Genomic DNA, 14,232 nt, shown 5'->3' on the forward strand with positions numbered 1-14,232 from the left:
GGTCATCGTTTCAGGAGAATGCGCCATGAGCGCTGAACATCATCCACGCTGCGGGGACGCCGTGGCCGCCACTCTCAAGGCCAGTGAGCTGTCGCTGGGGTATGGCAGCGGACAGCGGCATGTGGCCGTGATCGATGCGCTGACGCTGGCGCTGCCGGATGGCAAGGTGACGGCCATCGTCGGGCCCAACGGCTGTGGCAAGTCCACGCTGCTGGCCGGTCTGGCTCGCCTGCAGGCACCGCATGCCGGCGCGGTATTGCTGGAGGGCCAGGACATACGACGTCTCGGGCGCCGTGATGTCGCGCAGCGCATCGCGCTGCTGCCCCAGGAGACGCACTCGCCGGAAGGCGTGACGGTGCATGAGCTGGTGCGCTTCGGTCGCCAGCCGCATCAGGGAGCCTTCCGTCAGTGGTCGCAGGAGGATCAGGAGGTGGTCTCGGCGGCGATCGCGGCCGCTGACATCGAGAGTCTGGCCGACCGTGAGCTGGCCTCCATGTCCGGTGGCCAGCGTCAGCGTGCCTGGATCGCGATGGCGCTGGCGCAGCAGACGCCGCTGCTGTTGCTGGATGAGCCGACCTCGGCGCTGGATCTCGGTCATCAGATCGAGGTCTTCGAACTGATCCAACGGCTGGCCCACGAGGAAGGCAAGACCATCGTGATGGTGGTGCATGACCTGGCCAGTGCCTGTCGCTATGCCGACCACCTCGTGGCGATGCATGCGGGCAGCGTGGTCGCGGAAGGTCCGCCCTCCGAAGTGGTGACACCGGCGCTGGTGCGTAAGCTCTACGGTGTCGAATGCCGGCTGATTCCTGACCCCGAGACCGGTACCCCGCTGTTGATCGGCGTGCGGCGCACGGACGAGCGCCTGAGTGGCAGTGCTACCTGAGAGCGCCTGGCACGACTCGGTGCGTGGAATATCAGACAGCAGAAAACAAGAAGGCCTCCCCGAGGGGAGGCCTTCTTGTCACGGATATGGTGGAGGCGACGGGAGTCGAACCCGTGTCCGCCGGCACTCCGCCTTCGGCTCTACATGCTTAGTTTCATTATTTGATTTAACACGACTGCCGCCAATGAACAGGCTACAGCAATGCGATTCTCTGAGTTTTAATCTCGACCTTAGAGACGTCGGCCAAGACGATCCTGTTTATACGGGCTCGTTCTCAATCCACCTTGAACAGGCGCAACGGTATCATGAGCAGCTTATGCAGCTAGAGCGTAGTTGTCGTCGTTTGCGACTATATATTTGCAACGTTTTATTTACGAGATACGTTACGATCTCGGCATGCACCTCAGGGTTTGCCACCAGCGTCGAATGCCAGAACGCCCCCATAACAGTGTTACTGCTTGCTGCTTTGCTACGGTGTCATCATAACAGGTGGAGACTGTGCTACGCCAGTTCAAGGCCTCAGGAATTTTTTCTGGTCTGACAGTGATTTGCCGTGATTCAAAGCCCTTGTCTCCCACATCGCAACGGCGCAGGCGCGGCGCGTGATCATGGCGCTGACAGTCTCAGCGATCCCGCAGGATTCGTGCCTTCTGGCGATTCCAGTCACGGTCCTTCTCGGTGGCACGCTTGTCATGCATCTTCTTGCCTTCCACCAGCGCGATCTCGCATTTCACGATCGCGTTCTTCCAGTACAGCTTGATGGGGACGCAGGTGTGACCCTTGTCCTGGGTGCGCGAGAAGATGCGCGCGATCTGCTTCTTGTGCAGCAACAGCTTGCGCGTGCGTTGCGGGTCCGCCACCGCGTGGGTGTTGACCGTCTCCAGCGGATGGATATGACAGCCGAGCAGCCAGGCCTCACCGTTCTTGATCACGATGTAGGTGTCCGTCAGCTGGCCCTTGCCCGCCCGCAGCGCCTTGACCTCCCAGCCTGCCAGTACCAGCCCCGCCTCGAAGGCTTCCTCGATGTGGTATTCGTGGCGTGCCTTCTTGTTCTGGGCGATCAGGTTGCCGCCCTGTTGGGGTTTCTTTTTCTTGCCCATGTTGCCTCGTTTGTCGTGTGCTCCTGCCACTGCCCGACGGACAGCTGGCGCATCCTTCTGGATGGGGGGAGGCGTGTTACCATTCAAGGCCAGACGGCACTTCATGCGCCGGCCCATTGTTCATGATACGCAAGGCGCGTATCCAAGTCAGCGGAGAGCTAGATGCCTACGGTCAACCGGTCTGCCCTGGTTCGGCACTCGGCCCAGGCGATGTTCGATCTGGTCAATGATTTCGAGCGTTACCCCGAATTCCTGCCGGGCTGCAGTGATGCCCAGTTGCTTGAGCAGGATGACGCCCATCTGGTGGGCAGGCTGACTCTGTCCAAGGCGGGCATGGAGCAGAGCTTCGTGACCCGCAATGATCTGTTCGCCCCCCAGCGCATAGAGTTGAGTCTGGTCGACGGCCCTTTCAAGCGTCTTGAGGGACGCTGGCTGTTCACGCCGCTGAGCGAGGATGCCTGCAAGGTCTCGCTGGAGCTGGATTTCGAATTCAGCAATCGCCTGCTGGGCATGGCCTTCGGCAAGTTGTTCAGTCAGGTCGCCGGTCAGATGGTCGAGGCGTTCACGCGGCGTGCTGACCAGTTGTACGGCGCGAATTGATGTCCGCCGCAGGCAAGGCCGTAGAGAAGGCCTGATGACGTGGTCTGAAAGGTGAGTCCGACAGGAGCAAGCATGAGCGACAGAATCACGGTCGAGGTGGCCTATGCGCTGCCGGAGAAGCAGAAGATCGTCTCACTGGCCGTCGCGCCGGGAACCACGGCGCGCGAGGCCGTGCGCATGGCACATCTCGAGCAACATTTCCCGACACTGGGCGCCGAGGTCTTTCTCGAGGCGGATCTCGGGATCTTCGGCAAGGCGCTGCGCAAGCCCGATGAGCACGTGCTGGATGCCGGTGACCGGGTCGAGGTCTATCGTGCCTTGATCAACGACCCCAAGCTTGCTCGCAAGCGCCGGGCCGACAAGGCACGCGCCGAGAAGTAGCGGTGCCCTCACCGGGCATCGGTGACCGTACGCAAGACGGGGCACCCTGGGGTGCCCCGTCTGTCATCACGACTCGGTCCATCGTGCTATCCGAGCGCTGGCGGGCATGCCGTTTCCCGCCAGCCGGCTCCGTCGATGACGGGCCCGCTGGCGGTCGACTTACAGCTCGTCCGGCAGGTCAGCGGCGCCTGCACCACTGTCGTTGCGGTTCGGCTGTGCGGCACGCGGGTCGATGTCGAGGTCCGGCACGATGACGGTTTCCTTGTCGATGTCGCCGCTCTTGTCGATGGTGGAAAGCACATCGCCGTCGAAATTCAGCGTGACGCGCTTGTTGATGATCTCGCCGTCCGCTTTCTTGAGGCGATATACGTAGTCCCAGCTATTCTCACTGAAGGGAGCGGTTAGCAGCGGTGAACCCATCACATAGATGACCTGTTCGCGGCTCATGCCCGGCTTCAATTGCTCGACCATTTCCGGCTTGATCAGGTTGCCCTGTGGAAGGTCGCGCTTGTAGACGCTGAAGTAGCTACACCCGGTGAGCAGCGACAGGGCGCTGCAAAAGGCGACTGTTTTGATCAAGTTTTGCATTTGCCCTGAAGATTCCCTATCGTTTTGCCTTGGCCGATCATACCTGATACATCAAGCGACTGCGAAGAGTACCCCAGCATGGCCGATCAGAACCATGAACTGCGCAAGGCGGGACTCAAGGTAACCCTACCGCGAGTCAAGATCCTGCAGATCCTCGAGAAATCGATGGATCGACACCTGAGTGCCGAGGACGTGTACAAGGCGTTGCTTGAGGCTGGCGAAGATGTCGGTCTGGCGACGGTTTATCGTGTGCTCACCCAGTTTGAAACTGCTGGACTGGTGATGCGTCACAATTTCGATGGCGGCCATGCTGTCTTCGAATTGTCCCAGGAAGAACACCATGACCACATGGTATGTCTGGACAGCGGCGAGATCATAGAGTTCTGTGATCCCGAGATCGAGCGCCGCCAGCGCGAGATCGTCGAGGAGCATGGCTATGAGCTGGTCGAGCATGCGCTGGTGCTCTACGTGCGTCCCAAGGACACCAAGAGCGACAGCTGATGCTCAGGCCTCGCCTGTGTCAGGGATGACAAGGTTCGCTGCAGGACAGAAACACCAACGGCCGCCCCACAGGGGCGGCCGTTGGTGTTTCTGGCGTTCGAACTGCCAGGAGGTTCATTGGACGAATGGACGTCGGGAAGGCGGCCTGTCGGGGCTCAGTGACGGCTGTCCGCCGCGCTGAGCATCTCGCGAGCGTGTGCCAGGGTCTGCTCGGACAGGTGAATGCCGCCCAGCATGCGTGCCAGTTCCCGCACGCGGCCACTCTCGTCCAGCAGTGCCATGTGGGTACGTGTGGTGTTCTTCTCTGCCTGCTTCTCGATATGCAGATGTTGATGCGCCTGGGCCGCGACCTGAGGCAGGTGGGTGACGGTCAGCACCTGGCCCTTGTCGCCCAGTCGGCGCAGCAGCTGACCGACGATCTCGGCGGTCGCACCGGAAATGCCGACATCCACTTCATCGAAGACCAGGCTGGGAATGGTCGAGCGACTGGCGGCCACCACCTGAATGGCCAGCGAGACGCGGGACAGTTCACCGCCCGAAGCGACCTTGGCCAGCGCCCGCGGCGGCTGCCCCGGGTTGGCACTGATGCGGAAGTGGATGCGCTCCATGCCTTCGGGTTGCGGGCGCTCGCGTGGCTCGACGGCAACCTCGAACGTCGCCTTGCCCATGCCGAGGAAGGCCAGTTGATCCTGGATGTCGCTGGCCAGCTGAGGGGCGGCAGCGGCTCGTGACGTACCGACCTCAGTAGCCAGGATCTTCCAGGCATCCCGGCGGGCCGCCACTTCCTGACGCAGGGCCTCGATGGCCTCCTCGTCACCCCCGAGCCCTTCCAGCTCCTCGCTCAGTCGCTGGTGCAGGCCATGCAGCTCCTCGGGCAAGACATGATGCTTGCGGGCGATCTGGTGGATGCGCCCAAGGCGCTCATCGACGAAGGCCAGACGCTCCGGGTCGAGTTCGGTGACTTCGACGAAGCGGTTCAGCTCGCGTGCCGCTTCTTCTATCTGGATGCGTGCCTCTTCCAGCATGCCCAGTGCGCTGGCCAGCGAACCCTGCTCGCTGCCCGGCAGGTGTGTCAGTCGCGCCACGGCCTGATTGAGGCGCGCGAGGGCACCTTCATCATCATGATCGCAGCACTCGGCGGCGGCCTGCGCCTCGCTGAGAATCTGTTCGGCATTGGCCAGGGTTTCCTGCTCCTGCTCCAGTGCCTCCAGCTCGCCCTCGCTGAGTGCCAGCTCATCAAGCTCCTCGACCTGATAGCGCAACAGCTGGCGACGAGCGCGTACCTCGTCGCCATCATTGCTCATGCGCTTGAGGCGGCGATGTGCCTCCTGCCAGTGGCGGAAGTCCTCGCGCAGCTGCGTGACCTGCGTCTCGATCCCGGCGTACTCGTCGAGCTGACGCAGGTGCGTCTCTTCCTTCAGCAGCGAGTGGTGGGCGTGCTGGGAATGGATGTCGATCAGGTGCTCACCCAGTTCCCGCAGGTCCGCGATGGTGCAGGGGGTGCCGTTGATCCAGGCCTTCGAGCGTCCGCTGGCGGTGATCACCCGGCGCAGCAGGCAGTCGTCGCTGCCCAGCTCGCGTTCGTCCAGCCACTCGCGCGCGTCGCTGAGGCTTGTGATATCGAAGCGTGCGATGAGATCCGCGCGATCCGCGCCGTGTCGCACGCTGCCAGCATCGGCACGTTCGCCCAGGCACAGGCCGAGTGCACCGAGCAGGATGGACTTGCCGGCACCCGTCTCGCCGGTGATGGCGGTCATGCCGCGGCGAAAATCGAGTTCCAGTGTCTCGACGATGGCGAAATCTTGAATGGCGAGCTGTAGCAGCATGACTACCTCCGAAGGGAAGCTGGGGCGTACGCCGTGCCGATCATTGCCCGTTTCGGGGGTGACTACGGAGTCGCCATACAGGATGTACATACAGTGTATATGGCTTTTTATACAGCACGCTCCGTCGGCCTTCAATCCATGCCGGACTCAGCTGGCAGAAAAGCCGCATCGAAGGCTTGAGAAGCCGAGTGCCGGCCCCATATAAAGGCCCTGACACTCATCGTCGGCAGCAATGGCGCGGCCTTGCTGCCCTACAGGCAACTCATGGCCTGTCTTCAGGGGCTTGCCATCGTCGTCTCGAGGCAGGCTCCGCAGGCCACGAACAGGGCAATGGCGCACAGACGTCGGCCCGCAGGAGAACAGCATGGCTCAGGATCCGCAGACCCCGATGGATGAAGAACTTCAGCGTGCCGCTCGCGACGCCGAGCCGCAGCCGGAAACTCCGGAAGGCGAAGTGATTGAAGACATACTGGATGCCACCGATGTCGCCGCCGAAAGCGAAGGTGAGCTGATCGACAATCCGGAAGCCGAGATGCTGGCCGCTCAGGTCGAGGAACTCGAGCAGGCGGTGAAGGAGGCGAAGGACCAGGCGCTGCGTTCAGCTGCCGAGGCGCAGAACGCGCGCCGTCGCGCCGAGCAGGATGCCGAGAAGGCTCGCAAGTTCGCGCTGGAGAAGTTCGTCAAGGAAATGCTGCCGGTGGTGGACTCGCTCGAGAAGGCGCTTGAGTCCATGAGCGACGACGAGGCAGCCAAGGCACATGTCGAAGGTATCGAGATGACCTTGAAAATGCAGCTGGATGCCCTGAACAAGTCAGGCGTCGAGCAGCTGGACCCCCACGGCGAGCCCTTCGACCCGGAATACCATCAGGCGGTCGCCATGGTGCCATCTCCGGATGCCGAGCCGAACAGCGTCATCGACGTGATGCAGAAGGGCTACACCCTCAATGGTCGCCTGGTGCGTCCGGCGATGGTCGCGGTCAGCAAGGCCAACTGAGGCCCTGCGGGGTCGAGTGGCCATGAGGGCATGTGTCGTGATGGCACATGCCCGCCCTGCGGGGCTTCAAGGAGGATCAGGGCGGCAAAAAATGCCAGCACACCCTTGAAAGCCTGACGCGCGACCCCACTTATTGAAGCAAGTTCAGGTGCCGACACAAGGTACCGACAACCAGACTCATCTTTCAGGCTAGCAACAGATTCGAGGTATACGATTATGGGACGCATCATCGGTATTGACTTGGGTACTACCAACTCTTGTGTGGCAGTGCTCGACGGCGACAAGACCAAGGTCATCGAAAACGCTGAAGGTGGCCGCACCACGCCGTCCATCATCGCCTACACCGACGACAACGAGATCCTTGTCGGTCAGTCGGCCAAGCGTCAGGCAGTGACCAACCCGGAGAACACCCTGTTCGCGGTCAAGCGTCTGATCGGTCGCAAGTTCAAGGATGATGTCGTCCAGAAAGACATCAAGATGGTGCCGTACAAGATCGTCGAAGCCGACAATGGCGATGCCTGGGTCCAGGTGAAGGACAAGAAGATGGCACCGCCGCAGATCAGTGCGGAAATCCTCAAGAAGATGAAGAAGACCGCGGAAGACTACCTCGGTGAAGAAGTCACCGAAGCGGTCATCACCGTGCCGGCCTACTTCAACGACTCCCAGCGTCAGGCGACCAAGGACGCCGGCCGCATCGCGGGTCTCGAGGTCAAGCGCATCATCAACGAGCCGACTGCCGCGGCACTCGCCTACGGCATGGACAAGTCTCGTGGTGACAAGACCATCGCGGTCTACGACCTGGGTGGCGGTACCTTCGATATCTCCATCATCGAAGTCGCGGACGTCGACGGTGAGACCCAGTTCGAAGTGCTCGCCACCAACGGCGACACCTTCCTGGGCGGTGAAGATTTCGACATGCATCTGATCAACTACCTCGTTGACCAGTTCAAGTCCGACAGCGGCATCGACCTGTCCGGCGACAATCTCGCCATGCAGCGTCTGAAGGAAGCTGCCGAGAAGGCCAAGATCGAGCTGTCCAGCGCTCAGCAGACCGACGTGAACCTGCCGTACATCACCGCAGACAACACCGGTCCGAAGCACCTGAACGTCAAGGTGACCCGTTCCAAGCTCGAGTCGCTGGTCGATGAGCTGGTCGCTCGCTCCCTGAAGCCGTGCCAGACCGCTCTGGCCGATGCCGGCCTGTCCGCTTCCGAGATCGACGATGTCATCCTGGTCGGTGGTCAGACTCGCATGCCGCTGGTGCAGTCCAAGGTCGCTGAATTCTTCGGCAAGGAAGCGCGCAAAGACGTCAACCCGGATGAAGCGGTCGCTGTCGGCGCCGGTATCCAGGGCGGCGTGCTAGGTGGCGACGTCAAGGACGTGCTGCTGCTGGACGTGACGCCGCTGACGCTGGGCATCGAGACCATGGGTGGCGTGCTGACTCCGCTGATCGAGAAGAACACCACCATCCCGACCAAGAAGTCTCAGGTGTTCTCCACCGCTGACGACAACCAGGGCGCGGTGACCATCCACGTCCTGCAGGGTGAGCGCAAGCAGGCGGCACAGAACAAGTCCCTGGGTCGTTTCGACCTGGCCGACATTCCGCCGGCCCCGCGTGGTGTGCCGCAGATCGAAGTCGCCTTCGATCTGGATGCCAACGGTATCCTGAACGTGTCCGCCAAGGACAAGGCCACCGGCAAGGAACAGTCCATCGTCATCAAGTCTTCCGGCGGCCTGTCCGACGAAGAGATCGAACAGATGGTGCGTGACGCGGAAGCCAACGCCGACGAAGACAAGAAGTTCGAGGAAATGGTCCAGCTGCGCAATCAGGCCGATGGCATGATCCACGCGACCAGAAAGACCCTGACCGAAGCCGGTGACAAGGCCGAGGCCAGCGAGAAGGAAGCCATCGAGACGGCGATCTCCGAGCTGGAAGAAGCCCTGAAAGGCGACGACAAGGACGCGATCCAGGCCAAGCTGGATGCGCTGACCGAAGCCTCCGGCAACCTGGCGCAGAAGATGTACGCCGAGCAGGGTGCCCAGGGTGAGCAGGCTGGCGACGGTCAGGCTGACAAGAAGCAAGACGACGACGTGGTTGACGCCGAGTACGAGGAAGTCAACGACGACAAGAAGTCCTGAGGGATCTCTTGAACGACGTCTGATGACAGCGCGGGAGCCTTGCGAAGGTGTCCCGCGTTGTCGTTTGCACCGGTAGCGTATCGCGTGGGCGCACGCTGTCGGTGACAGCCGATATCCCAGAACAGACAGGCAGCCTTGGGCTGCCAGCAATCCAGGCGGACCTGATCCATGTCCAAGCGTGATTATTACGAAGTGCTTGGTGTCGAGCGTGGCGCCGACACCAAGGACATCAAGAAGGCGTACCGACGCCTGGCTCAGAAGCATCACCCTGACCGCAATCCGGATGACGAGGCCTCGGCGGAGAAGTTCCGCGAAGTGTCGGAAGCCTACGAAGTGCTGTCCGATGCGGACAAGCGCGCGGCCTATGACCAGTTCGGTCATGCCGGTGTCGACGGCCAGGGCGGCGGTGGCTTCGGCGGCGGTGGCTTTGGTGGTGGTGCCGGTGGCTTCGGCGACGTGTTCGGCGATGTCTTCGGTGACATCTTCGGTGGCGGCGGTGGTCGTCGCAATCCGAACGCTCCTCAGCGTGGTAGCGACCTGCGCTACAACCTTGATCTCGACCTGGAATCGGCGGTCGCCGGTACCACGGTCGACATCCGCGTGCCGCGTCTGGCTGCCTGTGGTCACTGTGATGGTGACGGCGCCGAGCCGGGTTCCACCAAGGAAACCTGCCCGACCTGCAACGGCATGGGCAAGGTGCGCATGCAGCAGGGCTTCTTCGCGGTCGAGCAGGCATGTCCGACCTGCCACGGGCGTGGCGAGAAGATCAGCGTACCGTGCCGCAAGTGTCACGGCGAAGGCCGCGTGCAGGAATCCAAGACCCTCTCGGTCAAGATTCCGCCGGGCGTCGACACCGGTGACCGTATCCGCCTGAACGGCGAAGGCGAGGGCGGTGTCAACGGCGGGCCGTCAGGTGATCTGTATGTCCAGGTCAATCTGCGCGAGCACGAGATCTTCAAGCGTGATGGGCGTCACCTGCAGTGTGAAGTGCCGATCAGCTTCGTGGATGCAGCGCTCGGTGGTGAGCTCAACGTCCCGACGCTGGATGGTCGTGTCGTGCTCAAGATTCCGGCCGAGACCCAGACGGGCAAGTTGTTCCGACTGCGCGGCAAGGGCGTCAAGCCGGTGCGTGGTGGCCCTGCCGGCGATCTGCTGTGCAAGGTGGTCATCGAGACACCTGTCAGCCTGAACGAAGAGCAGAAGGAGCTGCTGCGCCAGTTCCAGCAGAGTCTTGGCGATACCGGCAAGAGCCACTCGCCGAAGGAGAACAGCTTCTTCGATGGCGTGAAGAAGTTCTTCGAGGACATGAAGCCCTAGGCTGCGTCTTCGTTCTCCTCCGCGCTGGCGGATGCGCAACGCGAAAGCCCCACCCCGATGACTCGGGTGTGGGGCTTTTTCATTGTCAGGGCTCGCCTGACATGTCATCAGCGATGCGCTGTCAGGCGATGTTTCACTCTTGAGAGGCTGGCGTGAAGGCCTCGGGCTCGATCACCGCGAAACAGCTCAGCAGCGTGGTCTGGAAGCTGCTGAAGTTGTCATCCGAGACCATCAGGAAGCGATTGCCCTCCAGGTGCGTGAGCCCTTCGAAGTTGTCCAGTGACCACCCCTCGCCACTCGACAGGCGGGCAAGGGTGCGGACCTCGACGGTCGTCCCCGGCTCTCCCAGATGCGCGCGCCGCAGGCTGATGATCAGCGGATAGGGCGGCGAGAAGGCGCGCTCCAGCATCAGGATGTCCCCGTCCGGCAGCATCTCCATGGCGGTCAGGCTCGAGCCCGTGTCGCTGGCCAGTGGATAGCGCCATTCCTGCTTGCCATCCAGCGTGAACAGGCGCGTGGTGCCTTCGTCCATGCCCTCCGGGGTGGCTTCCAGACCGGCGAGCAGGCCGTACTCGGGGTGCAGGGTCAGCGCCTCCATGCCATTGTTGGGGGCGGCACCGCGTACGCCCACGGGGGTGGCGGGTTCGCTGATCGCCAGTCCGCTGGGCAGGAAGTGCTCGACTCGGGGTTGCTGCTCGAAGCTGATGACCAGACGGGTATCGCCGCGCCGGCCGTTGTGGTCCTTCAGTAGCTGCATGCCTTCGGCATCGCTCAGGGCGCCTTGCAGGGAGATGTCGGTCTCGTCGCGTAGCGTATAGGTCTTGAGTGCCTTGGCACCGACCAGCTCCCCATGGCGGAAGGCCAGACGCAGGCGGTGCAGCCAGCCTCGGTCCGACACGGCGTACAGCAGGGATTCATCCTTGTCCCAGCCGATATCGGACAGGCCGCCGACGGGGGTGCCATCCAGCCACTTGCCTGGCAGCTTGAGGGTGCCGCACCACTGGATCTCCGGCAGCTGGCTCATCTGCTCCGGCGAGGCCAGCGAGTAGGGGCGCGGGTGAACGCCACAGGCACTCAGCAGGCCGGCAACTGCCGTGGCAAGGGTCGCGAGGCGCAGCAGGCGCCAATGACGAATGGCATAACGATGAAGTAGCGACATGCTGACTCCGGGAACTGAGCGGTGAAGAGGGAGTGACGTGGACGGGCAGGAACTCAGTCTCCCGCTACTCTAGCGCGTAACGGGGGCAAATACATGACGTCAGCCAACGCTGCAGGCGGCTGATATACTCGCGGGGACAGCACAGGTGGCACACCCTCATCATCGCCGTGGGGTGGCTGCCCTCAAGACCCACAACAGGCAGGAGTCAGCATGACCCGTATCGCAATCATGGGCGTCGCCGGACGCATGGGACGCACGTTGGTCGAGGCCGTCGGTGCCGTGGAAGGCCTGACGCTGACAGCGGGCATCGTCGAGGCCGGTAGCTCCCTGGCAGGTGCCGACATCGGCGAGCTGGCGGGGCAGGGGCGTCTGGGTGTGGTCGCCAGTGACAGTCTGGCCGCCGTGGTGGATGACGTCGATGTCGTGATCGATTTCACCGCGCCGCAGGTGACGCTGGCCAATCTGGCGCTGTGCTCGGAGCACGGCAAGCGCATGGTCATCGGCACGACCGGTTTCAGCCCGGAGCAGCTCGAGCAACTGGATGGCTATCGCGACAGCGTGCCCTTCGTGTTTGCCGCCAACATGAGCTCCGGCGTCAATCTGACGCTGAAGCTGCTGGAAACGGCAGCCCAGGCACTGGGGGATGCGGGGTATGACATCGAGATCATCGAGGCGCACCACCGCCACAAGGTCGATGCCCCCTCCGGCACGGCACTGGCGATGGGCGAGGCGGTGGCACATGCCATCGGTCGTGATCTCGAGACCCACGGTGTCTTTGCACGCGAAGGACAGTGTGGTCCGCGCACCGACAAGGAAATCGGCTTCGCCACCGTGCGTGCCGGTGACATCGTCGGCGAGCATACCGTGATGTTCGCCACCGAAGGCGAGCGCATCGAGATCACCCACAAGGCCTCAAGCCGCATGACCTTCGCCAAGGGCGCGGCGCGTGCCGCCGAGTGGCTGTCAGCGCGTGGCGTCGGACGCTATGACATGCAGGACGTGCTGGGTCTCAAGTGATGTCCCGTCGGGGGCTCGGGTCGAGATCGCGTCCCGGGCACTCGATTTGCCGCGTTCGAGTGGCTTCCGGGCGCATCGTGGAAGCTGTCACCGCCGACAGGATATTGTTGGTCGGCGGTGATGGATGTCGCACCTTGCGGCGGGAAACGTTCCTGGCAGGTGATTCGGGGGACAGGCTCGCGATCACTCCCGATGCTCCGCAAGCTGACTGCTGTGACGAAACGACCGTATGGTGGGCACTGCCGCCCGCTCGCGGTGCAGTCATGGGGTGGTCAGCACCGCAGGATTCGGGTAATCTCTACCCAATTTGGCCGCACTCTTGGGGCCGCTGTGACAAGCAATATTCCGAAGAATGATAACAAGCGGGATGAAGCCTGATTTTTCGGTTTCGTCCCGCTTTTTTGCAGCCTGAATTTGCCGCTTCCGGCGAGCGCTCCTCACATGGGGAAGGCGCGTGGGAAGAGTGGCAGCGGGACCCAGACTCGGCGTCAGCCGAGTACGACAATCAAGCAGCATGTCCGGTGTTCGACCGCGGATTCCGGGCAGGAAAGTGGACACTTAGGGGAGGACGTTGCGTTGATCAAACCCGCGATACTGGCCTTGGAAGACGGCAGTGTATTTCACGGCAGCGCCATCGGCGCTGATGGGCAGACCAGTGGCGAGGTGGTGTTCAACACTGCCATGACCGGCTACCAGGAAATCCTGACCGATCCCTCCTACACCCGACAGATCGTCACTCTGACGTATCCGCACATCGGCAATACCGGCATCAACGACGAGGACAACGAGTCCGATCATGTCGCGGCCGCCGGCCTGGTCATCCGCGACCTCCCGCTGCTGGCCAGCAACTTCCGCTCCACTCGCTCTCTCGATCAGTACCTGCGTGACGAGAATGTCGTCGGCATCGCGGATATCGACACGCGTCGTTTGACGCGCATCCTGCGCGAGAAGGGCTCGCTGAACGGCGCCATTCTCGCCGGTGAGGATGCTCAGGGAGATGACGCCGTCGAGCGTGCGTTGGAAGCCGCTCGTGCCTTCCCGGGCCTCAAGGGCATGGACCTGGCCAAGGAAGTCTCCTGCCGCGAGTCATTCGAGTGGCACGAAGGCGAATGGACCCTGGGAGAAGGCTACGCCGACACCCGTGAGTCAGAGCGCCCCTTCCACGTGGTCGCCTACGACTACGGCGTCAAGCACAACATCCTGCGCATGCTGGCCTCGCGTGGCTGCCGTCTGACCGTCGTGCCGGCGCAGACGCCTGCCGCCGAGGTGCTGGCGCTCAACCCGGATGGCATCTTCCTGTCCAACGGTCCGGGCGACCCCGAACCCTGCGACTACGCCATCACCGCGATTCGTGAAGTGCTCGAGACCGAGACGCCGGTCTTCGGCATCTGCCTCGGTCACCAGCTGCTGGCCCTGGCCTCCGGTGCGACCACCGTCAAGATGGGCCACGGTCACCATGGTGCCAACCACCCGGTGCAGGATCTTGACAGTGGTGTGGTGATGATCACCAGTCAGAACCACGGCTTCGCGGTGGATGAAGCCGGTATGCCGAGCCATCTGCGCGCGACCCACAAGTCGCTGTTCGATGGCAGTCTGCAGGGCATCGAGCGCACCGACCGTCCGGCCTTCAGCTTCCAGGGTCACCCGGAAGCCAGCCCCGGCCCGCAGGACGTCGCCCCGCTGTTCGATCGTTTCATCGAGATGATGCGCGCGCGACGCTGAGC

At 62.6% G+C, this 14,232-nt stretch carries 13 protein-coding genes and 1 other RNA gene; 9 read left to right on the plus strand and 5 right to left on the minus strand.

Features of this window, described 5'->3' with window-relative positions:
• Positions 1 to 25 precede the first annotated feature (25 nt).
• Positions 26 to 886 (plus strand): ABC transporter ATP-binding protein, encoded by an 861-nt coding sequence (locus ACZYGA_RS14950; RefSeq protein ID WP_479399488.1) that lies wholly within the window; start codon positions 26 to 28, stop codon positions 884 to 886.
• An 87-nt stretch (positions 887 to 973) separates the two neighbouring features.
• On the opposite strand, the gene ssrA is transcribed toward ACZYGA_RS14950, so the two are convergent.
• Positions 974 to 1,328, minus strand: a transfer-messenger RNA (tmRNA) gene (gene ssrA, locus ACZYGA_RS14955).
• A gap of 181 nt (positions 1,329 to 1,509) precedes the next feature.
• Positions 1,510 to 1,986: an SsrA-binding protein SmpB gene (gene smpB / locus ACZYGA_RS14960; RefSeq protein WP_077379524.1), complete on the minus strand. Its 477-nt coding sequence runs from the start codon at positions 1,984 to 1,986 to the stop codon at positions 1,510 to 1,512.
• Positions 1,987 to 2,148: 162 nt separating this feature from the next.
• Between smpB and ACZYGA_RS14965 the strand changes: the two genes are divergently transcribed.
• Both ACZYGA_RS14965 and ACZYGA_RS14970 read left to right on the plus strand, forming a co-directional pair.
• On the plus strand, positions 2,149 to 2,586 hold the full coding sequence (locus tag ACZYGA_RS14965) for a type II toxin-antitoxin system RatA family toxin (RefSeq protein ID WP_077379522.1): 438 nt from the start codon (positions 2,149 to 2,151) through the stop codon (positions 2,584 to 2,586).
• Between the two features lie 72 nt (positions 2,587 to 2,658).
• Positions 2,659 to 2,967 carry an RnfH family protein gene (locus tag ACZYGA_RS14970; RefSeq protein ID WP_077379521.1) on the plus strand — a complete coding sequence of 103 codons (309 nt, stop codon included), beginning with the start codon at positions 2,659 to 2,661 and terminating at the stop codon, positions 2,965 to 2,967.
• A gap of 159 nt (positions 2,968 to 3,126) precedes the next feature.
• Here ACZYGA_RS14970 and ACZYGA_RS14975 read toward each other — a convergent pair whose 3' ends face one another.
• Positions 3,127 to 3,555, minus strand: a complete 429-nt coding sequence (locus ACZYGA_RS14975; protein WP_077379518.1) for an outer membrane protein assembly factor BamE — start codon at positions 3,553 to 3,555, stop codon at positions 3,127 to 3,129.
• Positions 3,556 to 3,633: 78 nt separating this feature from the next.
• Between ACZYGA_RS14975 and fur the strand changes: the two genes are divergently transcribed.
• Complete coding sequence (gene fur / locus ACZYGA_RS14980) at positions 3,634 to 4,056, plus strand: ferric iron uptake transcriptional regulator (protein ID WP_077379516.1); 423 nt, start codon at positions 3,634 to 3,636, stop codon at positions 4,054 to 4,056.
• A gap of 155 nt (positions 4,057 to 4,211) precedes the next feature.
• Here fur and recN read toward each other — a convergent pair whose 3' ends face one another.
• On the minus strand, positions 4,212 to 5,882 hold the full coding sequence (recN, locus tag ACZYGA_RS14985; RefSeq protein WP_077379980.1) for a DNA repair protein RecN: 1,671 nt from the start codon (positions 5,880 to 5,882) through the stop codon (positions 4,212 to 4,214).
• A gap of 364 nt (positions 5,883 to 6,246) precedes the next feature.
• Here recN and grpE point away from each other — a divergent pair, with 364 nt between their 5' ends.
• From grpE to dnaJ, 3 genes are all read left to right on the plus strand, one after another.
• Positions 6,247 to 6,876: a nucleotide exchange factor GrpE gene (grpE, locus tag ACZYGA_RS14990; RefSeq protein ID WP_077379514.1), complete on the plus strand. Its 630-nt coding sequence runs from the start codon at positions 6,247 to 6,249 to the stop codon at positions 6,874 to 6,876.
• 216 nt (positions 6,877 to 7,092) lie between these two features.
• Positions 7,093 to 9,015: a molecular chaperone DnaK gene (gene dnaK / locus ACZYGA_RS14995; protein ID WP_077379512.1), complete on the plus strand. Its 1,923-nt coding sequence runs from the start codon at positions 7,093 to 7,095 to the stop codon at positions 9,013 to 9,015.
• A 168-nt stretch (positions 9,016 to 9,183) separates the two neighbouring features.
• Positions 9,184 to 10,332 carry a molecular chaperone DnaJ gene (gene dnaJ / locus ACZYGA_RS15000; RefSeq protein ID WP_077379510.1) on the plus strand — a complete coding sequence of 383 codons (1,149 nt, stop codon included), beginning with the start codon at positions 9,184 to 9,186 and terminating at the stop codon, positions 10,330 to 10,332.
• Positions 10,333 to 10,465: 133 nt separating this feature from the next.
• Here dnaJ and ACZYGA_RS15005 read toward each other — a convergent pair whose 3' ends face one another.
• Complete coding sequence (locus tag ACZYGA_RS15005) at positions 10,466 to 11,491, minus strand: esterase-like activity of phytase family protein (RefSeq protein ID WP_479399490.1); 1,026 nt, start codon at positions 11,489 to 11,491, stop codon at positions 10,466 to 10,468.
• Between the two features lie 210 nt (positions 11,492 to 11,701).
• Between ACZYGA_RS15005 and dapB the strand changes: the two genes are divergently transcribed.
• Entirely contained in the window at positions 11,702 to 12,508 is an 807-nt protein-coding gene (dapB, locus tag ACZYGA_RS15010; RefSeq protein ID WP_084209490.1) for a 4-hydroxy-tetrahydrodipicolinate reductase, read from the plus strand.
• A gap of 576 nt (positions 12,509 to 13,084) precedes the next feature.
• The gene (gene carA / locus ACZYGA_RS15015; RefSeq protein WP_176493787.1) at positions 13,085 to 14,230 is read left to right on the plus strand and encodes a glutamine-hydrolyzing carbamoyl-phosphate synthase small subunit; all 1,146 of its coding nucleotides are present in this window, start codon (positions 13,085 to 13,087) and stop codon (positions 14,228 to 14,230) included.
• Positions 14,231 to 14,232: the final 2 nt, after the last annotated feature.

The sequence above is a fragment of the Cobetia sp. BL01 genome, from assembly GCF_056493605.1.